Origin of the sequence: Rhodococcus sp. ACT016 (assembly GCF_050477185.1) — a bacterium.
In the GTDB taxonomy this organism is placed as follows: domain Bacteria; phylum Actinomycetota; class Actinomycetes; order Mycobacteriales; family Mycobacteriaceae; genus Prescottella.
This window is the reverse complement of record NZ_JBEAET010000001.1, coordinates 1,153,672-1,177,893: the sequence shown is the minus strand read 5'-3', so window position 1 is coordinate 1,177,893 and position 24,222 is coordinate 1,153,672. Positions and strand designations below refer to the sequence as shown.

Annotated in this window: 20 protein-coding genes; 11 read left to right on the top strand and 9 right to left on the bottom strand. The window is 69.5% G+C overall.

Going from position 1 to position 24,222, the window contains the following annotated elements; genetic code table 11:
- Positions 1 to 68: 68 nt before the first annotated feature.
- Entirely contained in the window at positions 69 to 1,856 is a 1,788-nt protein-coding gene (locus ACQ5DX_RS05610) for a DEAD/DEAH box helicase (protein WP_430331684.1), read from the bottom strand.
- 184 nt (positions 1,857 to 2,040) lie between these two features.
- On the opposite strand from ACQ5DX_RS05610, the gene ACQ5DX_RS05605 reads away from it, so the two are divergent.
- Complete coding sequence (locus tag ACQ5DX_RS05605; protein ID WP_430335553.1) at positions 2,041 to 3,366, top strand: TrpB-like pyridoxal phosphate-dependent enzyme; 1,326 nt, start codon at positions 2,041 to 2,043, stop codon at positions 3,364 to 3,366.
- A 53-nt stretch (positions 3,367 to 3,419) separates the two neighbouring features.
- Here ACQ5DX_RS05605 and ACQ5DX_RS05600 read toward each other — a convergent pair whose 3' ends face one another.
- A complete protein-coding gene (locus ACQ5DX_RS05600) occupies positions 3,420 to 3,947 on the bottom strand; it encodes a DUF7700 domain-containing protein (protein WP_430331683.1) in 528 nt (175 codons plus the stop codon).
- 125 nt (positions 3,948 to 4,072) lie between these two features.
- On the opposite strand from ACQ5DX_RS05600, the gene ACQ5DX_RS05595 reads away from it, so the two are divergent.
- From ACQ5DX_RS05595 to ACQ5DX_RS05585, 3 genes are all read left to right on the top strand, one after another.
- A complete protein-coding gene (locus ACQ5DX_RS05595; RefSeq protein ID WP_430331682.1) occupies positions 4,073 to 4,717 on the top strand; it encodes a phosphoribosyltransferase in 645 nt (214 codons plus the stop codon).
- 69 nt (positions 4,718 to 4,786) lie between these two features.
- On the top strand, positions 4,787 to 5,509 hold the full coding sequence (locus ACQ5DX_RS05590; protein ID WP_430331681.1) for a heme peroxidase: 723 nt from the start codon (positions 4,787 to 4,789) through the stop codon (positions 5,507 to 5,509).
- Positions 5,510 to 5,673: 164 nt separating this feature from the next.
- Complete coding sequence (locus ACQ5DX_RS05585; protein WP_430331680.1) at positions 5,674 to 7,461, top strand: AMP-dependent synthetase/ligase; 1,788 nt, start codon at positions 5,674 to 5,676, stop codon at positions 7,459 to 7,461.
- 62 nt (positions 7,462 to 7,523) lie between these two features.
- Here ACQ5DX_RS05585 and ACQ5DX_RS05580 read toward each other — a convergent pair whose 3' ends face one another.
- Together ACQ5DX_RS05580 and ACQ5DX_RS05575 are read right to left on the bottom strand one after the other, a co-directional pair.
- On the bottom strand, positions 7,524 to 8,279 hold the full coding sequence (locus tag ACQ5DX_RS05580; RefSeq protein ID WP_430331679.1) for a maleylpyruvate isomerase N-terminal domain-containing protein: 756 nt from the start codon (positions 8,277 to 8,279) through the stop codon (positions 7,524 to 7,526).
- Positions 8,279 to 8,923 (bottom strand): alpha/beta hydrolase, encoded by a 645-nt coding sequence (locus ACQ5DX_RS05575; RefSeq protein ID WP_430331678.1) that lies wholly within the window; start codon positions 8,921 to 8,923, stop codon positions 8,279 to 8,281. Before ACQ5DX_RS05575 ends, ACQ5DX_RS05580 begins: the two co-directional genes overlap by 1 nt.
- A gap of 100 nt (positions 8,924 to 9,023) precedes the next feature.
- Between ACQ5DX_RS05575 and ACQ5DX_RS05570 the strand changes: the two genes are divergently transcribed.
- Positions 9,024 to 12,527, top strand: coding sequence for a TM0106 family RecB-like putative nuclease (locus ACQ5DX_RS05570; protein WP_430331677.1), 3,504 nt, complete (start codon positions 9,024 to 9,026; stop codon positions 12,525 to 12,527).
- Here the strand turns inward: ACQ5DX_RS05570 and ACQ5DX_RS05565 are convergent.
- Positions 12,497 to 13,675 (bottom strand): alanine racemase, encoded by a 1,179-nt coding sequence (locus ACQ5DX_RS05565; protein WP_430331676.1) that lies wholly within the window; start codon positions 13,673 to 13,675, stop codon positions 12,497 to 12,499. The two genes, ACQ5DX_RS05570 and ACQ5DX_RS05565, sit on opposite strands and share 31 nt — an antisense overlap.
- A gap of 48 nt (positions 13,676 to 13,723) precedes the next feature.
- Positions 13,724 to 14,395 carry a TetR/AcrR family transcriptional regulator gene (locus ACQ5DX_RS05560; protein ID WP_430331675.1) on the bottom strand — a complete coding sequence of 224 codons (672 nt, stop codon included), beginning with the start codon at positions 14,393 to 14,395 and terminating at the stop codon, positions 13,724 to 13,726.
- A 77-nt stretch (positions 14,396 to 14,472) separates the two neighbouring features.
- Between ACQ5DX_RS05560 and ACQ5DX_RS05555 the strand changes: the two genes are divergently transcribed.
- The 5 genes from ACQ5DX_RS05555 to ACQ5DX_RS05535 all read left to right on the top strand — a co-directional run bounded on the left by ACQ5DX_RS05555 (position 14,473) and on the right by ACQ5DX_RS05535 (position 20,461).
- Positions 14,473 to 15,783 (top strand): D-arabinono-1,4-lactone oxidase, encoded by a 1,311-nt coding sequence (locus tag ACQ5DX_RS05555; protein WP_430331674.1) that lies wholly within the window; start codon positions 14,473 to 14,475, stop codon positions 15,781 to 15,783.
- A gap of 52 nt (positions 15,784 to 15,835) precedes the next feature.
- On the top strand, positions 15,836 to 17,185 hold the full coding sequence (locus ACQ5DX_RS05550) for an amidase family protein (RefSeq protein ID WP_430331673.1): 1,350 nt from the start codon (positions 15,836 to 15,838) through the stop codon (positions 17,183 to 17,185).
- 78 nt (positions 17,186 to 17,263) lie between these two features.
- Entirely contained in the window at positions 17,264 to 18,436 is a 1,173-nt protein-coding gene (locus tag ACQ5DX_RS05545; RefSeq protein WP_430331672.1) for a thiolase family protein, read from the top strand.
- A gap of 89 nt (positions 18,437 to 18,525) precedes the next feature.
- Entirely contained in the window at positions 18,526 to 19,200 is a 675-nt protein-coding gene (locus ACQ5DX_RS05540; RefSeq protein WP_430331671.1) for an ArsR/SmtB family transcription factor, read from the top strand.
- A gap of 19 nt (positions 19,201 to 19,219) precedes the next feature.
- Positions 19,220 to 20,461, top strand: a complete 1,242-nt coding sequence (locus ACQ5DX_RS05535) for an MFS transporter (protein ID WP_430335552.1) — start codon at positions 19,220 to 19,222, stop codon at positions 20,459 to 20,461.
- 25 nt (positions 20,462 to 20,486) lie between these two features.
- Here ACQ5DX_RS05535 and ACQ5DX_RS05530 read toward each other — a convergent pair whose 3' ends face one another.
- Together ACQ5DX_RS05530 and ACQ5DX_RS05525 are read right to left on the bottom strand one after the other, a co-directional pair.
- A complete protein-coding gene (locus ACQ5DX_RS05530) occupies positions 20,487 to 21,665 on the bottom strand; it encodes an NAD(P)/FAD-dependent oxidoreductase (protein ID WP_430331670.1) in 1,179 nt (392 codons plus the stop codon).
- A gap of 118 nt (positions 21,666 to 21,783) precedes the next feature.
- Positions 21,784 to 22,668, bottom strand: a complete 885-nt coding sequence (locus ACQ5DX_RS05525) for a hypothetical protein (RefSeq protein WP_430331669.1) — start codon at positions 22,666 to 22,668, stop codon at positions 21,784 to 21,786.
- A gap of 249 nt (positions 22,669 to 22,917) precedes the next feature.
- On the opposite strand from ACQ5DX_RS05525, the gene ACQ5DX_RS05520 reads away from it, so the two are divergent.
- Complete coding sequence (locus ACQ5DX_RS05520; RefSeq protein ID WP_430331668.1) at positions 22,918 to 23,178, top strand: GlsB/YeaQ/YmgE family stress response membrane protein; 261 nt, start codon at positions 22,918 to 22,920, stop codon at positions 23,176 to 23,178.
- A 72-nt stretch (positions 23,179 to 23,250) separates the two neighbouring features.
- Here ACQ5DX_RS05520 and ACQ5DX_RS05515 read toward each other — a convergent pair whose 3' ends face one another.
- A complete protein-coding gene (locus ACQ5DX_RS05515) occupies positions 23,251 to 24,219 on the bottom strand; it encodes an adenosine deaminase (RefSeq protein WP_430331667.1) in 969 nt (322 codons plus the stop codon).
- Positions 24,220 to 24,222 lie beyond the last annotated feature (3 nt).

Here is a 24,222-nt window from a genome sequence, read left to right as displayed (position 1 = left end):
AGAAACGGGCGCCGGTGGGTCCAAGACCCACCGGCGCCCGTTCGAAACGCTGTTTCCCCAGGTGAACGTCAGTCCCGAGGCCGACGCTTCCCGAACTTGTCGCCCTTGCCGCGGCTGAACTTGCCGCTCGCTCGATCGTCGCGACCGCCACGGCCGGCCCGTCCCGCCGGCGCGCCCTGGTCGAGCTGCAGCTGGATCAGCACACCCGAGATCCGGGTCGCCCGCAGCGCCTCGATCGCCTCGCGCGGCAGGTTCGCCGGCAGCTCGACGAGGCTGTGATCGGGGCGGATGCTGATGTGCCCGAAGTCGCTGCGACGCAGGCCGCCCTCGTTCGCGATGGCACCGACGATGGCGCCCGGAACAACCTTGTGACGCTTGCCGACCGCAATCCGGTAGGTCGCGAACTCCTGGCCGTCGCGACCCACGCGCGGGCCACTCGGACCGCCCTCGTCGAAGCGACGCGCCGGCCGCTCCCGCGGCTCACGCTCGCGACGCGGCGGGGCCGGGGGCTCCGGCTCCATGAGGAACGACTCGCCATCGCGCGACTGCACCGCCAGCGCCGCGGCGATGTCGGCGAGCGGCACGTCGTGCTCGCGCTCGTAGTCCTCGATGAGCTTGCGGAACAGCGCCAGATTGTCGGAACTCAGGCTCGCAGTGATGGAGTCGCCGAACTTCGCGACACGCTGCGCGTTGACGTCCTCGACGGTCGGCAACTGGATCTCGGAGAGCGGCTGCCGGGTGGTGCGCTCGATCGACTTGAGCAGGTGCCGCTCGCGCGGCGCCACGAACAGCAGCGCGTCACCCGTGCGTCCGGCGCGACCGGTGCGGCCGATGCGGTGCACGTACGACTCGGTGTCGTGCGGGATGTCGTAGTTGACGACGTGCGAGATGCGGTCGACGTCCAAGCCGCGGGCCGCGACGTCGGTGGCGACGAGGATGTCGAGGGCACCGGACTTGAGCTGACCGATGGTGCGCTCACGCTGAGCCTGGACGATGTCGCCGTTGATCGCGGCGGCCGAGAAGCCGCGGGCGCGCAGCCGCTCGGCGAGGTCCTCGGTGGCCTGCTTGGTGCGGACGAAGATGATCATCGCCTCGAACGACTCGACCTCGAGGATGCGGGTGAGGGCGTCCAGCTTGCGCTGGTGCGCCACCTGGACCCACCGCTGCGTGATGTTCGCCGCCGTCGCGGTCTTCGCCTTGACGGTGATCTCGACGGGATCGTGCAGGTACTGCTTGGAGATCTTGCGGATCGCCGGCGGCATGGTGGCCGAGAACAACGCCACCTGCTTGTACTCGGGCGTATCGGCGAGGATCCGCTCGACGTCGTCCTGGAAGCCCATCTTCAGCATCTCGTCGGCCTCGTCGAGGACGAGGTACTCGAGATTCGACAGGTCGAGCGTGCCCTTCTCCAGGTGGTCGATCACGCGACCGGGCGTGCCGACGATGATCTGGGCGCCACGACGCAGACCCGACAGCTGGACGCCGTACGCCTGACCGCCGTAGATCGGCAGCACCTGGAGACCAGGGATGTGTGCCGAGTACTTGCCGAACGCCTCCGCGACCTGCAGCGCGAGCTCACGCGTCGGCGCCAGGATCAGCGCCTGCGGCACCTTCCGATCAACCTCGAGGCGGGACAGGATCGGAATCGCGAACGCGGCCGTCTTGCCGGTCCCCGTCTGGGCCAGGCCGACGACGTCCTTACCCTCGAGCAGCGTCGGGATGGTCGCGGCCTGGATCGGCGAGGGCGACTCGTAGCCAACGTCGGAAAGGGCCTTCAGCACCCGTTCGTCGATCTGGAGGTCGGCGAAGGTGATGGGATTGTCGTCGGTCTGCGGGTCACGCTCGGTGTCACTCATTTGACCAGTCAGTTTAGTCGATGCGTGGTATGGCCCTCGCTCCGCGCCTCCCCGCCGAACCCGTGACCGGGAATTCGCGTACCGCTTTCGGGGCCGATCCGTATCGTGAACTCCCGTTCAGGGCTTCGGGTCGGAACCGGAGCAGGACGACCCCGCCCGCATGTCCGGAATGACCGGGATCACAATGTGGGGCGACCCCCCGTCACTTCGAGAGGAACCCGCAGTGTCCGATACGACACCCATCCCCACCCATTGGTACAACATCGTCGCGGACCTGCCGGTCGCCCCGCCGCCCCACCTGCACCCGGGTACCAAGGAGCCGGTTCAGGCCGCTGACCTGGCCGCTCTGTTCCCGAGCGCGCTCATCGCGCAGGAGGTCACCACCGATCAGTACGTGGAGATTCCCGAACCGATCCGTGAGGCGTACCGGACGTGGCGGCCCGCGCCGCTGATTCGCGCGCAGGAGTTCGAGAAGGCCCTCGGAACCCCGGCCCGCATCTACGTCAAGTACGAGGGCGTGAGCCCGGTCGGCAGCCACAAGACCAACACGGCGGTCGCACAGGCGTACTACAACGCGCAGGACGGCGTGAAGAAGATCACGACCGAGACCGGCGCCGGCCAGTGGGGCAGCGCGCTGTCGTTCGCGTGCGCCAAGTTCGGGATCGACCTCGAGGTGTGGCAGGTGCGCGCGTCGTACGAGTCGAAGCCATACCGCCGGCACCTGATGGAGACCTACGGCGGCACGGTGCACCCGAGCCCGTCGGACCTCACCGAGTCGGGCCGCAAGATGCTCGCCGACTTCCCCGACACCCCGGGCTCGCTGGGCATGGCGGTCACCGAGGCTGTCGAGGTCGCCGCGAACGACCCCGACGCCCGGTACGCGCTGGGTAGCGTCCTCAACCACGTGGTGCTGCACCAGACGGTGATCGGCCTCGAGGCCGTCGAGCAGTTGCGAAACGCGGGCGAGGCGAACGCCGACGTCGTGTTCGGTTGCGCCGGTGGCGGTTCCAACCTCGCCGGCCTGGCGTTCCCCTTCATTCGCGAGGTGCTGCACGGCAAGGCGCAGACGCGGATCATCGCCGCCGAGCCGGCCGCGTGCCCGTCGATCACCAAGGGTGAGTACCGCTACGACCACGGCGACGTCGCAGGCCTGACGCCGCTGCTGAAGATGCACACCCTCGGCCAGGACTTCGTGCCGGACCCGATCCACGCCGGCGGCCTGCGCTACCACGGCATGGCTCCGCTGCTCAGCCACACGGTCGAGCTCGGCTACGTCACCGGCCAGGCCGTCGACCAGCGGGATTCGTTCGACGCGGGCGTGCTGTTCGCGCGCACACAGGGCATCGTGCCCGCGCCGGAGTCGGCGCACGCGATAGCCGCGGCCGCCGAGTACGCCCGTGGCCTGACCGAGCCCGAGGTCCTCGTGATCGGCCTGTCCGGTCACGGCATGCTCGATCTGCCCGCCTACCAGGCACACATCGACGGGAACCTGGTCTCGACGGCCGACTGACTCGTCCCGGCACGGGCCACGACGGAGCGATCCGCCGTGGCCCGTCCGCACACTCAGCGGCGATTGCCGCGCAACAACTCGCCGACGGGCGCTATACCCGCTTCCACCTCGACCCATCGAGCTCGCACATCCGCCGCGAGCGCGGGCGCCCCCGCGTGCGCGAGCATCTCGGGCAGCCGCTCGGAGATGCGTGCCAGTGCCCACCCGACGGGATCGGCCTCGGCGACGTTGTCGATCCGCACGACGGTGTTCACGCCGCGACCGTGATCGACGTAGTGGTAGTGCGGCTCGCTCTCGAAACAGTCGAATCGCAGATACTCGAGACCGTCGTCTATTCCGAAGACGTGCAACGACATTCCGGAGTCGTCGAGGTTCAGCCGGGCGACGTATTCCGGGTCCGGCATCTCCATTCCCGCATCCGCCAGGCCCTGCATCATGATCTCGTTGGTGAGCACCCGGGACTCGACCGCGAACCGGACCGGGCCGGCGTCGATCGACACGCAGTGCTCGGGGACCACCGGCACCGGCATTACGTCGAACGGGATCCCCAGCCGGTAGGGGTGGACATGATCGTCGGACATCGATTCTCCACTCGTCGATCGAATACCCATCGCTGATTCAATCAATTGATTGGTTGATCAACTGTATCCGCCCGCCTCCGCGCCCACGGGCGTATCGTCGGAAGAGAGCGAAACGGAGCACGCGCATGCACTACGCGACGCGCGCGAGAGCCGGTCGCGCGCTGGCCAAGTCGCTGAGCCACCTCCGCGGAGCGGACCCGGTTGTACTCGGACTCCCCCGCGGCGGCGTCCCGGTCGCATTCGAGGTTGCGGACGCGCTCGGCGCGCCGCTCGACATCATCCTGGTCCGCAAGCTGGGCGTGCCGTGGCAGCCGGAGCTCGCGATGGGCGCGATCGGTGAGGGCGATGCGGAGGTGCTCAACGAGGATGTCGTCCGCCTCGGCCACGTATCGCGCGAGGCGGTGGACGCGGTGCGGGCCAGGGAGCGCCGGGAACTCGAGCGTCGGGCCGACACGCTGCGGGGCGGGCACCCGCGGACATCGCTGACCGGACGGACCGCGATCCTCGTCGACGACGGAATGGCCACGGGCGCCACGGCCGCCGTCGCCTGCCAGGTGGCGCGGGCCCAGGGCGCCGGCCGGATCGTGGTCGCGGTACCCGTCGCGTCCCCCGAAGCCATGTCGCGGCTGCGGATAACCGCGGACGAGGTGGTCTGCCCATACGTCCCCGCGAACCTCGGCGGCGTCGGCGGCGCCTACATCGACTTCCACCAGCTCGACGACCGTGAGGTGACAGATCTGTTGGCGCGGGCGTGCAAACCCGGAACGTGACCGGTGCAACACCAGCCCCCTCACCGGCGATACACGTTTCGGAGGCCCGCGCGAAGTCAGGGAGGATCCGTGAGCGTCTCGGAACAGCAAGTACAGACGGTGACACGGGCTTGTCGAGAACGGCTGGGTGACCCGGCCGGGTGGGTTCCGCCCGACGAGTACCGCAACAGCCTGGCCCTGTGCATCATCGAGTCGGTCCAGGCCGCCGGCACCCGGTTCGCCGACGCCGGAACCGTCGTCGACAGGTACCTCGCGTACCGGCGCGCCCACGAGGCCGGACCGATCACCGACGGCGCCCGTGCCCTGCTCCGCACATTCGAGGAGGCGGGCAGCGCCGACCAGTGGGCGGGCAAGATCGGCAACTACAAGCGCCGCTACTCCGAGTCGACGGCGCCGCTGCGCGCCATCGAGATCCAGCGCGCCGCCGAGCGCCTCCACGACCTGCAGATCGACTCCATCGGCGACCTGGTGGGGGCGACCCGCAACGAGGGAACGCGACACGACCTGCGCACCGCCTGGGACAACTCCTGCGGCGCCCGTGACGAGACGACGTGGCAGCACCTGCTGCTGCTCGCCGGTGCGCCCGGCGCCGACGACGACACAGCCGCCGCAACCGACGAGTTCGTCCGTTCAGCCCTGGCGTCCTCGGCGACCGACACGGACGACGATTCCCCGCCGGCGATACTGCTCGCCGCGGCAGCCGACCGCCTCGACGTCCCCGCGGCGGCACTCGAGCACGCCGTGCGGCGGTGGAGGTGCACCCGCGAGGACCACTCCGTCCGCGTCCCGTGACTCGCCAAGCCCGCTACCTGCAGAAAGTTAGCAGGACTTACAGTTACATGTATTCCCCCAGGTGGTGGCCCCGAATGCCGCAAATCGGGCACCGAACTTAGTGCAATGAAACCCCAAGTGTGATGCAATGCACATCCGTCATGTCATTTCTTGGAGGGGTCAAAGTGCGTGAGTATTCGGTTCCACAGTCGTTCACAATTCCGGAAGACGCGTCCATGGCCGACACGGTCTTCCGGTACGAAGCGGAATGCCCGAATCTCGTGCCCTTCAAGAAGCCGGGCAACGGAGGCTGGGTCGACGTCACCGCAGCCCAGTTCGCCAAGGAGGTCAAGGCCGTCGCGAAGGGCCTGATGGCGTCCGGCATCGAACTCGGCGACCGCGTCGCGATCCTGTCCGCCACCCGCTACGAGTGGGTGGTCCTCGACTACGCGATCTGGACCGTGGGTGGCTGCACTGTCGCGATCTACGAGACGTCGTCCGCCGACCAGGCCGAATGGATCCTCGAGGACTCCGGGACATCCTTACTTGTCGTCGAGACGCCCGAGCACGCCCAACGGATCAAGGATGTCGCCGAGGCCGCCCCCGCGCTGCGCGAGGTCCTGCAGATCGACGCCGGCGCCATCGACGAACTGGTCACCCGCGGTGCGGGCGTCGGCGACGACGCCCTCCACGAGCGACGCCACCAGGTGCGTGCGTCGTCGCCGGCGACGCTGATCTACACGTCCGGGACGACGGGGCGCCCCAAGGGCGTGCAGCTGACGCACTCGAACTTCTACGCCGAGTCGGCCGCCGTCCAGATCGCTCTCGGCGACGCGATGCAGGAGGGCAAGCGCACCCTCATGTTCCTGCCGCTCGCGCACGTATTCGCGCGCGCGATCTCCTTCGGCGCGTTCGACGCGAAGGTCACCGTCGCCCACACCGCCGACCTGACCACGCTGCTCGACCAGTTCGCTGTGTTCAAGCCGAACTTCATCCTGTCGGTCCCCCGCGTGTTCGAGAAGGTCTACAACTCGGCCAAGCAGAAGGCCGAGGACGGCGGCAAGGGCAAGATCTTCGCCAAGGCCGCCGAGACCGCGATCGAGTGGAGCAAGGCGCAGGAGACCGGCGGCGGCGGTCTCGGTCTGCGGCTGCGGCACGCGCTGTTCGACAAGCTCGTCTACTCGAAGCTGCGCTCCGCGCTGGGCGGCGAGTGCGACCGCGCGGTGTCCGGCGGCGCCGCGCTCGGCGCCCGCCTCGGCCACTTCTTCCGGGGCGTGGGCGTCCCGGTATACGAGGGCTACGGTCTCACCGAGTCCAGCGCGGCCGTCACGGTCAACACGACCCGCGACCAGAAGGTCGGGACGGTCGGCAAGCCGATCAACGGCCACGCCGCGAAGATTGCGGAGGACGGCGAGCTGCTGATTCGCGGCCCCGTCGTGTTCGACGGCTACTGGCACAACGAGGAGGCCACGGCCGACTCGATCCGCGACGGCTGGTTCCACACCGGCGACCTCGGCTCGATCGACACCGAGGGCTACGTCTCGATCACCGGCCGCAAGAAGGAGATCATCGTGACCTCGGGCGGCAAGAACGTCGCCCCGGCAGTGCTCGAGGACGCGCTGCGTGCGCACGCGCTCATCAGCCAGTGCCTCGTGGTCGGCGACGCGAAGCCGTTCATCGGCGCCCTCATCACACTCGATCCCGAGGCCCTGCCCGGTTGGTTGGAGCGGAACGGCCTGCCGGCCGACACCCCGATCGCCGATCTCGTGACGCATCCCGATCTGGTCGCCGAGATCGATGCCGCGGTGTCCGAGGGCAACAAGAAGGTGTCCAACGCGGAACAGATCAAGAAGTACCGCATCCTCGAGGTCGACTTCACCGTCGACTCGGGCGAGCTGACGCCGACGCTCAAGCTCAAGCGCAACATCATCCACGAGCAGCACGCGGAGTCCATCGCGCGCATCTACACGTAAGCGCGAGAAGACGATTCGGGGCCCGGACACCGTCGGCGTCCGGGCCCCGAGCCGTCCGGAACCTACAACGCCGCGGACTCGAGCAGGTCGCGCGCGACGTTCACGTCCCCGACCGCGTCGAGGCGCACGAGCGGACGTCGCCGCCACATGGTGAGCAACAGGTCCTGCGCGCGACCGCGCAGCGCGACGTCGCCCTTGCGGTGTTCGCGCGTCACCGTCACTGCACCGGGCTCGAACGCGAGGTGCCATTCCGCCGACTCGGTGTCCGTCCCGTGCAGGTGGATGGCGCGGCCGTCGAGCGAGTCCGGCAGTCGCCCGTCCCGGGCGAGCCGACCCAGGAAGACGTGGGCCCACTCGTCCACACCGTCGGCGGCGATCTCCGGGTCGAGTTCGGGAACGCTCGGGCCGCCGGCGGCCCGCAGGGTGTCGGACACGTCGATCCGGTGCACCGACACCTCGTGGGTCTGCCGCCGCAGCCACCAGGACACCGTGCCCGGTCCGACCATCGTCGGCACCGGGTGTTCGGGGTCCAGACGGGTGAAGGTGTCCACGAGCGCGTCGAACGCGAGTCGGTACGCGGCAATGCATTCCGGGCCCCTCGGCATGTCGCCGACGCGAACAATCTGCGGCAGCGGTGTGTCGGCCGAGGCCTGCAGTGCCGCGAGCACCCACTGGTGCACCTTGCCGGTGTGTCGCACCACGTGTTCGACGGTCCAACCGGGAACCGTCGGCACCGGTTCGGACAACGCCACGATCGGGGTCGCGGACAGCATCTCGCCCTGTTCACGCAGCGCGGACAACAGACTCTCGGAATCCATCAGGCCACGGTAGCGCCCAGTACGAAGTCGGCGACATCGTTCGTGACCGTCCGGTGGATCTTCTCGTGCAGCAGGTCGTGTCCGGTGTCGGGGTACTCCCGCAGGGCCACGCCGGCGAGCCCCGACGTCCAGGTGCGCACACCGTCGATCGGCGCGAGCCGGTCGTCGACGCCGTGGATCGCGAGCACCGGAAACCCTGGATCCGCAATGTCGGACGTCTCCTGTTGCTGCACAACCGATTTGGGTGTGCCACACAGTACGGCTGCACGGAACGGTGCACGTCCGCGCCGAAGCAGGGTGACGGACACCGCCGCGCCGAGTGAGTGGCCCATGAGCACCAGGGGCAGGCCCGGTCGGTCACCGGCGGCGATCTCGGTGAGCCGGGCGGCGTCGTCGGCCAGATCGGTGAGCGCGCCGGGCGCGCCGGGCGTCCCCTCGGAGAGCCCGTGCCCGGCCTGATCGATGCCCCACATCTCGATTCCGTGGGCGGCGAGACCGGCGGCGAACCGGTGATAGTGACCGGTGTGCTGCCCCATCCCGTGCAGGAAGACGAGCCCGGCCCGCGGCCGGGCCGGCCCCTCGCCGGAGCCGAGGGGCCAGTGACGGTAGTGGATCTGTCCGGTGGCACCGGGGATGAACGGCATGCGTCCATTGTGCGGACCGCCGTCGACGCGGCCGTCGGCGGCACCCGCCCTGTCGGCACCCGGTGGCACAATCTGCCGGAACCGACCCGAAAGGGGTGCGATGTTCCTCCTCGACGACGTCGTGGTCTACAGCGCCGGCGACCTGACGCTCGCGGCGACGTGCGAGTTCGCGCTACTGAGGCGACTCGACGGGATCCTCGGATTCACCGCTGTCGCATCCGGATCCACCTCCGACCCCATGCTCGAGCGGACCTCCCGACTGGGCGCGGCACACGAGCGCCGCGTGCGCGAGGACTTCGAACGCCGCTTCGGCCGGGTCGAGACGATTCCGCGCCCCGAGTACACCGCCACCGGCCTGTACGACGCCCACCGGGCCACCGTCGATGCCGCCCACGCGGGCGCGCCGGTGATCTACCAGGGCACGTTCTTCGACGGACGCTTCCTCGGGTTCTGCGACTTCCTCGTCCGGGACGACGACGGCGCGTACACGGTGTACGACGCCAAACTGGCCCGCCACCCCGAGGTCCCCGCGCTGCTCCAGTTGGCGGCGTACGCCGACGCCCTCTCCGGTGCCGGGATCCGGCCGGGATCGGCGGTGCACCTGCTGCTCGGCGACGGCTCGGATTCGGTTCACGCCCTCGCCGATCTCGCACCCGTGTACGCCGCGCGGCGCGCCGACCTGCAACGCGTGCTCGACGAGCACCGCGCCGGTGGCGTCCCAGTCGGGTGGGGCGACGAGCGGTATCTGGCGTGCGGCCACTGCGATGCGTGCGAACCGGAGATCGAACGGCATCGGGACCTGTTGCTGGTCGCCGGGATTCGAACGAGCAGTCGGCAGAAGCTGGTGTCGGCGGGCGTCTCCACCATCGACGATCTCGCCGCACACACGGGCCCCGTCGCGGATCTGTCCGGCCGAACCCTCGCGGCGCTGCGTGCGCAGGCCGCCATCCAACTGCGTGGGGAGCGGGAGGACGGCCACGTCGTCGAGGTGTTCGACCCCGACGCGCTGGCCGCCCTCCCCCAGCCCGACCCCGGCGACGTGTTCTTCGATTTCGAGGGCGACCCGCTGTGGACCGAACCAGGTTCGAACGACTGGGGTCTCGAATACCTGTTCGGCGTGCTCGAGGAGCCGGTCGAACCGTCGACGGATCCGGTGTTCCGGCCGTTCTGGGCCCACGATCGCCGCCAGGAACGACGCGCGTTGATCGACTTCCTGGACTACGTCGACGCCCGGCGCACCGAGCATCCGGGCATGCACGTCTACCACTACGCGGCATACGAGAAGTCCGCGCTGCTGCGCCTGGCCGGGCGGCACGGCGTGGGCGAGGACGCCGTCGACGACCTACTGCGTGCCGGTGTGCTGGTGGACCTCTACCCGATCGTCCGTTCGGCGCTGCGGATCGGGGAACGCTCGTACAGCATCAAGAAGCTCGAGCCGCTGTACATGGGCGACCGGCTGCGCGGCGGCGACGTCACGAACGCCGCTGATTCGGTTGTGGCCTATGCCGGGTACTGCGACCTCCGCGACCGCGGGCGGAGCGACGACGCGGACGAGGTGCTGCGCGGTATCGCCGACTACAACGAGTACGACTGTGTCTCCACCCGCGAGCTGCGGTCCTGGCTGCTGGCCCGCGCCACCGAGCACGGCGTGAGCCCGCACCGTCGCGCGCCTGCCCCTCCCGCCGTCGACGACGACACGGCCGGGCACACCGAACGAGCGCTGCGACGGTTCGCCGGTGACGGTCCGCGTGCCGGACGGTCGGCCGAGCAGCAGGCCGCCGCGCTCATGGCGGCTGCGATCGGATACCACGGCCGGGAACGGAAGCCGTTCTGGTGGGCGCACTTCGACAGGTTGACGCAGGCGGTGGACGACTGGGCCGACACCCGCGACGTGCTCCGGGTCGAGCATGCGGAGGTGCTGCAGAACTGGCACAAGAGCAGCCCGAGGCAGCGGAAGTTGCGCCGACATCTCCGGCTGACCGGCAGTCTCGGCACCGGCAGCACGCTGGTCCCCGGCGCCGAGGTGTTCACGCTCTACCAGCCGCCGGTCCCCGAGGCCCTCGCCGGCGAGAACCCCACGCAGCGCGGAACGTCGACCGCGGTGGTGCTGTCGGTCGGCACCGACGACAACTTCGACGACGTCGTCGTGGTCGAGGAGTTGCTCATCGGCACGGTCGAATACGACCATCTGCCGATGGCAACCGCGCCCGGGCACCCCGTCGCCACGGTGCGGATCGAGAACGCGATCGCGACCGCGGCCGACGCGATGGCCGAGTCACTCCCGGGGATGCCACGCGACGCCGCGGTCGACATCCTGCTGCGGACCCCGCCCCGCACCCGCAGCGGTTCCCCGCTGCCCGGACTCGGGCGCGGCACCGATCCCGCGGCGACGATCACCGCGGCGGTGCTCGATCTGGACCATTCCTATCTGGGTGTGCAGGGTCCGCCCGGCACCGGCAAGACCTACACCGGTGCTCGGGTGATCTCCGAACTCGTCGGCCGGCATCGGTGGCGGATCGGTGTGGTGGCCCAGTCGCATTCAGTGGTCGAGAACATGCTCGACGCGGTCGTCGCGGCGGGCGTCGACGGCGGACTCGTCGCCAAGAAGGACGGGCACGGGCACGAGCGCGGGTGGACGGCAATCACCGCCAACGCCTACGCGGAATTCCTCGACGCGTCCGCGGGCACCGGCTGCGTCATCGGCGGCACCGCATGGGACTTCGCGCACGCCGACCGGGTTCCGCCCGGCAGCCTCGACCTGCTGGTGATCGACGAGGCCGGGCAGTTCGCCCTCGCGAACGCCGTGGCGGTCGGCGCGGCGGCGAGGAACCTGCTGCTGCTCGGCGACCCGCAACAACTGCCGCAGGTCAGCCAGGGCACCCATCCCGAACCCGTCGACGAGTCCGCGCTGGGCCGGCTCGCGCACGGACACGACTCCCTCCCGCCGGACCGCGGCTACTTCCTCGAGCGCACCTGGCGGATGCACCCCGCCCTGTGTGCACCCGTCTCCGCGCTGTCGTACGACGGCAGGCTGCGTTCGGAGGAGCCGGTGACGACGGCCCGCCACCTCGACGGCGTCGATCCGGGGGTGCACACCGTCGTGCTCGACCACCGCGGCAACGCAACGGATTCGGCCGAGGAGGCCCGCGAGATCACCGCCGGCATCGTCGGACTGATGGGCCGGCCCTGGACCGACCCGAGCGCGTTCGACGGCACCCGGCCGCTGGGCCAGTCGGACGTCCTCGTCGTCGCGCCCTACAACGCGCAGGTGGGGATGATCCGGCACCACCTCGCGGCGGCCGGACTCACCGACGTCCTCGTCGGAACCGTCGACAAGTTCCAGGGGCGCGAGGCCGCGGTGGTGTTCGTGTCGATGACGGCGTCCTCGGTCGACGACGTCCCCCGCGGAATGTCGTTCCTGCTCTCCCGCAACCGGCTGAACGTCGCGGTGTCCCGGGGCAAGTGGTGCGCGGTGATCGTGCGCTCGCGCACCCTCACCCACTACCTACCCGAGACGCCGGCCGGGCTGACCGAACTGGGGGCGTTCATGCGACTGGTCGGCGAGGCGCCCCGTCACCCGAAGCAGCGGCCCTCACCGCGGTAGGTCGGTGCCGCCGTTGCCTTACCGTCACCGTCCACCAGGTGCACCTCGCCGAAGCGCTCGCACAGCTCACCCGCCTTCGCGTGCCGGAACCAGACCCGGTCGCCCACGGCCAGTTCCGCGGCCGCGCCACCCGTGACCGGGGTCTGGACCTCCCCGGCGCCCTCGTTGCGCAGCAGCTTCAGCCCCCGCGGCCACACCGGCGCCGGAACCCGCGAATTGCCTGCCGGCCCGGAGGCGATGTAGCCGCCGCCGAACAGCGTCGTGACGCGCGAGGTGGGCTTGCGGACCGCCGGCAGCGCGAAGAACATCGCGGGCCGCGGCGTGAACGAGTGGTAGCGGTCGAACAGCGTCGGCACGTACAGGCCCGAGCCGGCGGTGACCTCGGTGACGACCGAGTCGGCCGAGCTCACCTCGAGCGAACCGGTGCCGCCGCTGTTGACGATCTCCAGCTTCCCGACCACGTCGGTGACGGCATCGACGACCGCGGTTCGGCGCGTGGACAACTCGGCCGCCGACGCCCTCTTGACCATCCGCACCGCGAAGCTGGTGTCGGGCAGGCCCGCGATCTGGGCCTCGTAGAACATCACGCCGACGACGGCGAACCCGCGGTCATCGGCGACCCGTGCAAGCCGTGCCACCGCGGCGGGTTCGCGCAGGGGCGAGCGGCGAACCCCGAGATGCGCCGGCCCGATCCGCAGGGAGGCGTCGACGTCGAGGCAGATCCGCGGCCGTGCCCGGTCCGTCCCGACCGCGGCGCGGACGACGTCGAGTTGCGCGACGTCGTCGACCATGAGGGTGATCCGGTCGAGCAGGGTCGCGTCGGAGCCGAGCTCGGCGAGGGCGTCGCGGTCGACCGTGGGATAGCCCATCAGGATGTCCTCGGCGCCCTGACGGGCGAGCCAGATCGCCTCCCGCAGCGAGTACGACATGATGCCGCGGAAACCGCCCGACGACGTCAGACCGGATCCGAGCGCGATCTCGAGGACTGCGCGGCACCGCACCGACTTGCTCGCCACTCGTACCGGCGTACCCTCCGCCCGCCGGACGAGATCGGCTGCATTCGTGTGCAGCGTAGGGAGATCCAAGGCCGCCAGGGGTGGATCGAGATGAGTGGTGGCGGCGGTGAGTCGGTCGATCGTGGCAGTCACATCAGTTCCGTTCGTCAGTCCGAGAAGGCCGGCGTCCGGACCAGTCGATCACTCTCCTGAACGATTGTCCAGGTCCGGTTCCGGCTCCACCGCCTTGCTCGCGACGATGCGCACCAGGTCGTCCAGCTCGGTGATGATCGCGTTGCTGTCGCGATCGACGAGCCAGCGCAGCACGATTCCGTCGATCACCGCGAGCGCGAACCGGGCAATCGCCTCGACCGGTTCCGTCCACGCGCACCCGGTGCGGCGGGCGCTCTCCTCGAGGAAGACGGTGGCCTCGATGTCCATGATTCGGTACTGCTCGTCGGCGACACTTCCGGCGAGCGGCGCACCGGCGGCCCGGTGCCGCAGTGCGTACGCAGTGATTTCGTAGGTGAGCAACTGACGATCGGCGGTGGCCTCGACGAGCGGCCACATTCCGGTCAGGCCCGTGTGCAGCACCTCGCGCAGGTCCCGCAGACCATTCAGCTCCTGGGAGTCCCACACCGCCGCGAACGCCTCGCGCATGCCGGCGCTGAGCTGCAGAACCAGGCTCTCCGCCATGGCCGCGACCAGGGCTTCCTTGCTCTCGAAGCAGTAGTGCACGACGCCGAGCGAAACACCGGCCTCCTCCGCGACGGCGCGGATCGTCACGGACGCGATTCCGCCGCGCTCGGCGATATTCAGTGCAGCTTCGATGAGCTGGGCGCGGCGTTCTTCCGCAGGGAGCCGATTCAACATCCCCCGATCGTAAAACCCAGAACTGAATTTTCGCGTTTCATTTGCCTGGACGCTCGTCCAAGTGGATAGTCTCTGGAATGGCACAAGACACGTGGCGCAACTGGGCGGGGACCCACTCGTCGACACCGCACCGATTCGAAACCCCTCGATCGGTTGCCGAGCTGAGCGCGCTCGTCGCACGAGCGACCGAGCAGGGGTTACGCGTCAAGGCCGTGGGGGCGGGACATTCGTTCACAGGCGTCGCCGTCACCGACGGCGTCCTCGTCAGCCTGGACAACATCGCCGGCATCGAAGCGGTCCGCACCACGCCGGAGGGGCCGATCGCGACCGTGCTCGCCGGAACTCGCCTGCGGAGCCTGAACGAGCAGCTGTGGTCGCGCGGGCTGGCGATGATCAACCTCGGTGACATCGACGTGCAGTCGATCGCCGGCGCGCTCTCGACCGGAACCCACGGAACCGGCGCACGATTCGGCGGGCTCGCCACCCTCATCCGCGGCCTGCAGATCGTCCTCGCGGACGGCTCGGTGGTCGACTGCTCGGACAGCGAGAATCCCGACCTCTACCAGGCTGCGCGGATCAGCCTCGGGGCGATCGGCGTCATCACCAAGCTCGACCTGGCCGTTCAGCCCGCGTACGCGATGCGCGCGGTCGAGGGTCCGGCAACGTTCGACGCGACGCTCGAGGGCCTGGAGGACGACCTCGCGACCGTCGACCACTTCGAGTTCTACTGGTTTCCGCACACCAATCGCGTTCTGACGAAGCGGAACACCCGACTCCCCGGCAACACGCCGCTGCAGCCGGTGGGCCGCGTGCGCGGCTACATCGACGACGAATTGCTCTCCAACACCCTGTTCGAGGGCATCAACCGGCTCACCACCGCGTTCCCCGCAGCGATCCCGCAGGTCAACCAGATCTCCGCGCGGGCGCTGTCGGCGCGGGAGTTCACCGACCGCAGCTACCGCGTGTTCGCGTCGCCCCGTCGGGTGCGGTTCCGCGAGATGGAGTACGCGGTGCCGCAGGCGGCGGTGAAGGACACCCTGCGCGAGATCGCGAACTGGCTCGAGCGTTCCGACTGCAACATCGCGTTCCCGGTCGAGGTGCGGTTCGCCCCCGCCGACGACGTCTGGCTGTCGACGGCCAACGGCCGCGACAGCGCGTACATCGCGGTGCACCAGTACCACCGGCGCGATCACCGGGAGTACTTCGACGCGGTCGAGGCGATCGCCCGCTCGGTCGACGGTCGACCGCACTGGGGCAAGATGCACGGCCGCACCGCCGCGGACCTGCGTCCCACCTACGCACGGTTCGACGATTTCTGCACCGTCCGAGACAAGTTCGACGCGAGTCGAACGTTCGACAACGACTATCTCCGTCAGGTTCTGGGCTGACACGGGAGCGGATCCTTCGGATATCGGTCGGCACGTCGCTACTGTGAGCGGCGTGCCGACCGGACCGAAAACCCCACGCCTCGACCGCCGTTCGTTCCTTCGACTGGGCGCGATCGGCACCGTCTTCGGCGGGTCCGCCCTGCTCTCGGCGTGCGGCGACGGCCTGCGCGATCCCGGCGTCCCCCCGCTGCCCGGCGGGACCTCCGTCCCCGCGGACAAGGCGACGTGGCGGGTCCAGGGCACTCCCCTGCTGTCCGCGAGCGGTTCCGGGCACGCCGAGGGCCTGACCGTCGCGGTCACCGATCTCTTCGCGGTGCAGGGGCAGGCCGTCGGCGCCGGCAATCCGGTCTGGCTGGGCCAGGCGCAGATCGAGACCACCACGGCGCACAGCATCGCCCGCCTGCTCGCGCGCGGCGCGTCGGTGCTCGGCATCGCGCAGACCGTCGACTTCGGGTTCGGCCACTCCGGCCTCAACTCCGCATACGGGACCCCGCCCAATCCGGCGGCCGCCGGACGCATCCCCGGCGGGGCGACATCGGGGGCCTCGACCGCCGTCGCGCGGGGCGCCGTGTCGGTCGGCCTGGGTCCGGACACGACGGGTTCGGTGCGAATCCCCGCGTCGTACCAGGGTCTGTACGGTTTCGGCCCCACCCACGAGGCGGTGTCGACCGAGGGCCTGATGCCGCTCTCCCGCACGTTCGACAACGTCGGCTGGGTGTGTTCCGACGCGGCCACCCTCGCGAAGGTCGGTGGCGTCCTGCTGCCGTCGGTGGCGGACGCCGATTTCGGCGCGGCGGTGACCAGCCCGGGGCTCCTGGCCGTCGCCGACGATCGCGTCCAGTCGGCGGTTCGCGACGCACTGGCGAAGTGGAAGCGGTCGGGCCTGCCCACACTCACCGAGGCGGACCTCGACATCGCCGCCCTGCCCGACTGGTACGACGCGATCGTCGCGGTCCAGGGGTACGAGGCGTGGCAGCAGTACGGCGGCTGGGTGTCGACGGCGACCGGAACGATCGGCGACGAGGCCCGCGCGAATTTCCTGGCCGGGTCGACCGTCACGGAGTCGACGTACCAGCGCAGCCTGGAAGAGGTGCGGGTGGCCGCGCAGACGGTGCGGGACTTCATCGGGTCGCGGGTCCTGCTCCTGCCGACGACGGGGTCGCAGGCGCCGTCGACCACCGACGATCCCGGCAGTGTCCACGTCGCGGCGGTGCTGCGCACCACCGGGCTGTTGACGTCGGTGGCGACCGTGGCCGGACTTCCCACGGCGACCGTCCCGGTGAAGACCACCGACGGCGTGCCGGTGGGCCTGTCGATCGTCGGGCCGGCCGGGCGGGACCGGGACGTCCTCGCGCTCGCGGAACAGGTGGCGGGGACGGGGATCGTCGCCGCACCCCAGTGAGCTCGCTCACAGAGCACCGTCTCCAATTCCGCTAACTGATTACACTCAATCCATTTACTTCGGAGAGAGTGAGGCGCCATGCGTGACGCAGTGATCGTCGAGGCAGTCCGTACCCCTGTCGGCAAGCGGAAGGGATCGCTCGCCGACGTCCATGCCGTGGAGCTGTCCGCGCACGTGCTCCGCGCGATCGCGCAGCGCACCGGCATCGACCCTGCCGTCGTCGACGACGTCTACTGGGGCAACGTCAACAGCGTCGGCATGCAGACCGGCAACATCGGGCGCATGGCCGTCCTCGGCGCCGGCTGGCCCGAGTCGGTGCCGGGCCTGACCGTCGACCGCCAGTGCGGATCGTCGCAGCAGACCATCTCGATGGCCGCCGCGTCGGTCATCTCGGGCCAGGCCGACGTCATCGTCGCCGGCGGCGTCGAGATGATGACCGCGGTTCCGCTCGGCTCGTCGAACGTCCCGGGCACCGGCGACTCCGCCGGCCCGGCGCGCGACCGCTACGCAGCCCAGCTCGAGGCGCCCGGCTTCAACGGCCGCTTCAACCAGGGCGTCGGCGCCGAGCTGATCGCGCAGCAGTGGAACATCTCCCGCGCGCAGCTCGACGAGTACTCGGTGGCCTCGCACGAGCGTGCCGCGGCAGCGCAGGACGCGGGTGCGTTCGACGCCGAGATCGCGCCGTTCACGCTCGCGGACGGCACCGTCTTCGCCGCCGACGAGGGCATCCGCCGCGGATCCACCACCGAGAAGCTGAGCCAGCTCAAGTCCCCGTTCCTCGAGGGCGGCGTCATCACCGCCGGTAGCGCGTCGCAGATCTCCGACGGCGCTGCCGCGGTCCTCGTGATGACCTCGGAGAAGGCGAAGGCTCTGGGCCTGACGCCGCTCGCCCGCATCCACACCGCCGTCGTCGCCGGCGACGACCCGGTCAAGATGCTCACCGGCCCGATCCCGGCGACCGCGCTGGCACTGAAGAAGGCCGGGCTGTCGATCGACGACATCGACGCGTTCGAGGTCAACGAGGCGTTCGCGTCGGTGCCGCTGGCGTGGCAGCTCGAGACCGGCGCGTCGTCGGACAAGCTCAACCCGCTCGGTGGCGCGATCGCACTCGGCCACCCGCTCGGCGGCTCGGGCGCGCGCCTGGCCACGACGCTGATCAACCACCTGCGTCGCACCGGTGGCCGCTACGGCCTGCAGACGATGTGCGAGGGCGGCGGCACCGCGAACGCCACCATCTACGAGCGCATCTGACGGCAGGAACCGACCTGCGACGAAGGCGGTCGACCCTTTCGGGTCGGCCGCCTTCGCCGTTCCCCACCCGGCTGCTAAATTGTTATTCCATGGATCTTGGGAATATGGGAGCAGTGGAGAAGACGGCGGTCTTCGAATCCCTGGCACAGGTCGTGAAGGCCATGGCGAACGGGCGTCGGCTGGAGCTGATCGAGCTGCTCGCGCAGGGAGAACACTCGGTCGAGACACTCGCGCGGATGTCCGACACGGGTGTGACGACCGTGTCCGGTCACCTGCAGACCCTCAAGCAGGCCGGCCTGGTCAGCACCCGCAGAGAACGCACGACGATCTACTACCGGCTCGCAGGCGACGACGTCGCCGAGCTGTTCCTGGCGGCCAAGAGCGTGGGGCTGCGACGCTACCCCGACCTGCGGCAGACGCTGGTCGCGTACATGGAGCAGGCCGACGCGGGGCGGACCACCCCGTCCATCGATCCGTCTGCGGTCACGTCGGCGATGACCGTCGTCGACGTCCGTCCGCGCGAGGAGTTCGACGCCGGCCACTTCCCCGGCTCCGTCTCGATCCCGCTGGCCGAACTCCCGGATCGGTACCGGGAGATCCCCGCCGGCACCGAGGTCGTCGTCTACTGCCGAGGCGAGTTCTGCCGGTTGGCGCGTGAGGCGGCCCGGTGGCTAGGCGACCAGGGTATCGATGCGAAGGCAATGGACGAGGGCGTCGTCGAGTGGCGCGTGAGCAAGGAGGTCGACCTTGGTATCGCGAAGTGACGCCGGGATCGCGGAGGCGATGACGCTCGACGACGCCGAACGCCGGCGGGTGCAGAAGCGCACCTTGGCCGTCGTGGTCGTGAGCCAGATCCTCGGCGGCGCCGGCCTCGCCGCCGGAATCACCGTCGGCGCGCTGCTGGCCCAGGAGATGCTGGGATCCGACAGCCTCGCGGGAGCGCCGACCGCGCTGTTCACGCTGGGCTCGGCGCTCGCGGCGTTCCTCGTCGGCCGGATCACGCAGTCCCGCGGGCGGCGGATCGGACTCGGTCTCGGGTTCGCCACCGGTGGCGTCGGTGCGATCGGCGTGGTCATCGCCGCGATGGCCGACAGCGTGCCGCTGCTGTTCGTGGCGCTCTTCGTGTACGGCGCGGGTACCGCAACGAATCTTCAGGCGCGTTATGCGGGAACCGATCTCGCTCCGGCCGCCCAGCGCGGTACCGCGATCAGCGTCGCGATGGTCTCCACGACGCTCGGCGCAGTGGCGGGCCCGAACCTCGTCGAACCGCTCGGCGACCTCGCGACCGCCCTCGGCCTGCCGGCCCTGTCCGGGCCGTTCCTCCTCGCGGCCGTCGCGTACCTTGCTGCCGGCACCGCCCTGTTCGTCTTGCTGCGCCCCGACCCGTTCCTCCTCGCACGCCGGATCGACGCCGGCAACCCCGTCACGAGCGACCCCACCGGCGCCGCCCCGCGGCCCGGTCCGGGTGCCTATGTGGGCGCGGCGGTGATGGTGCTGACACAGGTCGCGATGATCGCGATCATGACGATGACCCCGGTGCACATGCGCGCCCACCACCACGGTCTCGGCGAAGTGGGACTGGTGATCGGAATCCACGTCGGGGCAATGTATCTGCCCTCCCTGGTCACCGGTGTCCTCGTCGACAAGGTCGGACGTCTACCGATGGCCGCGGCCTCGGGGGCCACGCTCCTGCTGGCCGGGATCACCGCGGCGGTCGCACCCGGCGATTCGCTCGCACTGCTCATCGTGGCGCTGGCGCTGTTGGGCCTCGGCTGGAACTTCGGACTGATCTCCGGGACCGCACTCGTCGTCGACGCCACCGTGCCGGAGAACCGTCCGCGCACACAGGGCACGATCGACGTCCTGATCGCCCTCGCGGGTGCCGGAGGCGGCGCGATGTCCGGCGTGGTGATGTCGGCGACCGACTACGCCACGCTGTCCCTCGGCGGCGGCGCACTGGCACTGCTGCTCATTCCAGTCCTGTTCTGGGCGCGCGGTGGTCGGACCGGTTCGGCCCGGCAATAGCCAGTCAAAAGTCAGCGGGGCCTCGTCACCCTGCCACGTTCCAGCGCGCGAGCCAGTCGCGCTCCTGCTGCACCTTCTCCTCGTGCGACGCGGTGCTCGATTCGTGCAGGGTGACGACCGGGGCGGGTGTCGCCAGGAAATCTCCGACGCCCTTCGCCGCCATGCCCGCCCCGACCTCGACGTAGCAGGCGCCGAGACCGGCGAATCCGGTGTCGGGGGCGTCGTACCCGAGGTGCCTGGCGACCTGGTGCGCGGCCACGGTCGCTTCGGCCTCGGCGAAAATCGCGGCCTTCGGTAGCGGTTTACCCATCTCGAGCATCAGTGCGGTGTTGTCGCCGATGGCCCAGACGTCCGGGACGCCGGTCTTCAGCGTCGACGCGTCGACCGGGATCCATCCGCTCGGGCCGGAGAGCGCCGACTCCCGCACGGCCATGGGCACCGAGTGCGGCGGAACGGCCGCGAGCAGGTCGAACGACTCGGTGGTGTCGTCGGCGAAGGTGACCGTGCGGGTCCGCGGGTCGATCCCGACGGCCGCCTTGCCGTGGTGGAAGCCGATGCCTCGGGCCTCGAGCATCCCGACCAGGGCCTTGCCGACGTCGGGGCCGGCCACGGGCATGGGCAGCGGTTCCGGGGTGAAGACGTCGACGCTCACCGCCCCGCCGGTGAACCGCTCGCCGAGGAGGTCGGCGATGAGGAACGCCGCCTCGTACGGTGCCGCGGGACACTTGAACGGGATCGCAGTGACCAGCACCCCGAGTCGTCCCGAGCCGAAGCTGTCGGTGCTGTGGTGCAACCTCTCGGCTGCCTCGGGTGTGTAGAACTGTCCGGCCTTGTCCGACGCCAGGGTCTCATCGAGACCCGGAACGGCAGTGGGGTTCAGGTCGGCGCCCAGCGCGACGACGAGGGCGTCGTAGCCGATCAGCCCACCGGGGTCACAGTGCACCGTCCGCGAGTCGGTGTCGATGCGTTCGACTTCCGCGGTCACCATCGCGATGCCGGGAAGCGCCGCCGCTGTCGGCCGGACCCGGACCTGGTCGAGCGTGCGCCAACCGCGCAGCACCCACAGCGACGACAACCCCAGGGCTCCCGAGAAGGAGCGATCCACCAGCACGATCCGGTCGGACTCCGGGAGACGCGCGCGGAGTTCGGTCGCGACGGTCAAACCACCCACGCCCGCTCCGAGCACCACAACCGTTCTGCTCATCGGATCCTCGCTTTCCGCGCCCGGCCGGACGACCCGACAAGGTCGGGGACTGTTCCACCGCCCTGTCGGATTCCCGGGGATCGCGTCCGCAAAACCTACGCCTCTGAACGCCCGAGTCTCAGCGACGATCGAGGCCGGAAACGATGCCCTCGGCCTCGGCGACCAGCTGATCCAGGCGATCGACGTCGGTGCGTGCAGTCGAAACGGATTGGACTGCATTGGCCTCGGACCGAGCGAGGAATTCGACCCGCTCCTCCAGATGGTCCAGTTCGCATCGGAGTGCGCGGACACCATCCTCCGCCTCGGCCGCCTCGGAGCGGATCTCCCCGAGTTGTTTCTCGGCGCCCGACAGCACGGTACGAGCGCGGTGTGCCTCTTCGCGAGCAGAGCGCAACTCGGCACGTGCCCGCGCCAGTGCGTCCTCACGGTCGCGGGCGCGTCGCTCCGACCGCGCCGGTGCACCACCCGGAGCCGCTCCAGCCGTTTCCTCGTCCGACTCGTCTTCACCCACATCGACGGATTCGAGACCCGCCGGACCGAACCCGCTGTAGCTCGCCGCAGCGAGGACACGGCCCCGACGCACCGTCTCCGCGAGCAGGGGATCCGCCATAGCGGCATTCAAGGTCTGCGAAACCTCCCGCAGCGCAGCGTCGTTCACGACGCGGCCCCGTCCGCCGGCCAATGCGCCCGCCTTCGACGCCAGTGCGTTCACCAGTCGTTGCCGCCGCTGCGTGAGTTCACGGAGCGCCTCGGCGTCGAGGCGTCGCTGCGCTCGTTGCAGCGCATCGCCCAACGCGAGCACGGTGCCCAATTCGTCGGGTAGCTCACGCGAGAGCAGATTGACGAGCCATCCCACAGTGGTCGGCTTCTTCAGCCCCGCTATCGCCCGGGCCGCGTCACGCTCCTTCGCGGAACGTGCCTGCTGCACGAAAGAGGTGCGAGCGGTCACGAAGTCCGACGGATCCAGCCCATACAGTTCGTCGGCGACGGCGTCCACGTCCACACGACAATCGTGACACCGTGGACGAAGTTCGACAGAGAATCGCAGCGGACGGTCCATCGAGCAGATGTGTCCACCATGTACGACCGAGACACGGCCGTTACCGCGGACTACGACGACATCACCGATCCGAGCTGGAATCGAGGTTTGAGCACAGCCCAGTTGGGCAATACACCACTGCGGGTCTGCCCCGGCGAAGAAGGGAAGAGCCCAATGACTGTTCTTCGGTGTTTCTGAACGAAAGGAGCATTCGTGCTATCTCTCGGAATCTTCGGTTGGATCATCATCGGTGGTCTGGCGGGCTGGATCGGCAGCAAGATCATGAAGACCGACGAACAGATGGGCATTCTCCTCAACATCCTCGTGGGAGTAATCGGCGGGCTCATCGGCGGCTTCATCCTGGGCGCATTTCTCGACGTCGAGGGAGGCGGTCTGATCTTCAGCTTCTTCACGTGCCTGTTCGGCTCGATCGTCCTCCTGTTTCTCGTCAAGCTGGTCACCGCACGACGCTGACCACCTTCCGCCCCGGTGCCCGCCCCTCGTCGGGGGCGGGCACCGGCCCGTGCGGATGGATTGCGAACCCGTTTACCCGCGCAGCAACTCCGCCTTGCGGGCAGGGGACGCGAACGATGCCTCGATCGAGTTGCGTGCCAGCAGGTCCACCTCGTCGTCGGTGAGCGCGAGCCGATCGCGCAACTGCGCGAAGTTCTCTCCGATGTCCCCGCCGAAGTACGCCGGATCGTCGGAGTTGACGGTCACCCGGAGCCCGGCGCGCAGCATCGTGCGCAGCGGATGCTCGTCCATCGAATCCACCACGCGCAGACGAACGTTCGACAGCGGACACACCGTCAGCGGAATCTCCTCGTCCACCAGCCGTTCCACGAGGGCCGGATCCTCGAGGCAACGCACGCCGTGGTCGATCCGCTCGGCGCCGAGCAGATCCAGTGCCTGCCAGATGTATTCGGGCGGGCCCTCCTCACCGGCGTGCGCAACAACGTGCAGACCCTCGGCCCGGGCGCGCGCGAACACGTCCTCGAACAGCGTCGGCGGATAGCCGACCTCCGCAGAATCGAGCCCGACACCGATGATCGGGGCCCGCAGCCGCAGAATCTCGGAGAGCACCTCCTCCGCGTCGTGGACGGGCTCGTCCCGCAGGAACGACGCGATCAGCCCGCTGCTCACGTCGAGCTCGCTCTCGCTCGCGGCCAGCGCGTCGAGGATCCCGTCGAGCACCACCTGCAGCGGCACGCCCCGCGACACGTGCGCCTGCGGATCGAAGAAGAGTTCCGCGTGCCGCACTCCCGCCGCGGCGGCCCGTCGCAGGTAGTCGCGGGTGAGGTCGGCGAAATCCTCGGCCGTCCGCAACACCGCCATGTTCGCGTAGTACAGGTCGAGGAACGACTGCAGATCGGTGAACTCGTAGCGGGATTCGAGGTCGGCGAGTCCGCTGTACGGAAGATGCATCCGGTTGCGTTCGGCCAGCGCGAAGATCAGCTCCGGTCCGAGCGCACCCTCGATGTGCATGTGCAGTTCCGCGAGCGGTGTCGCAGTCATCCC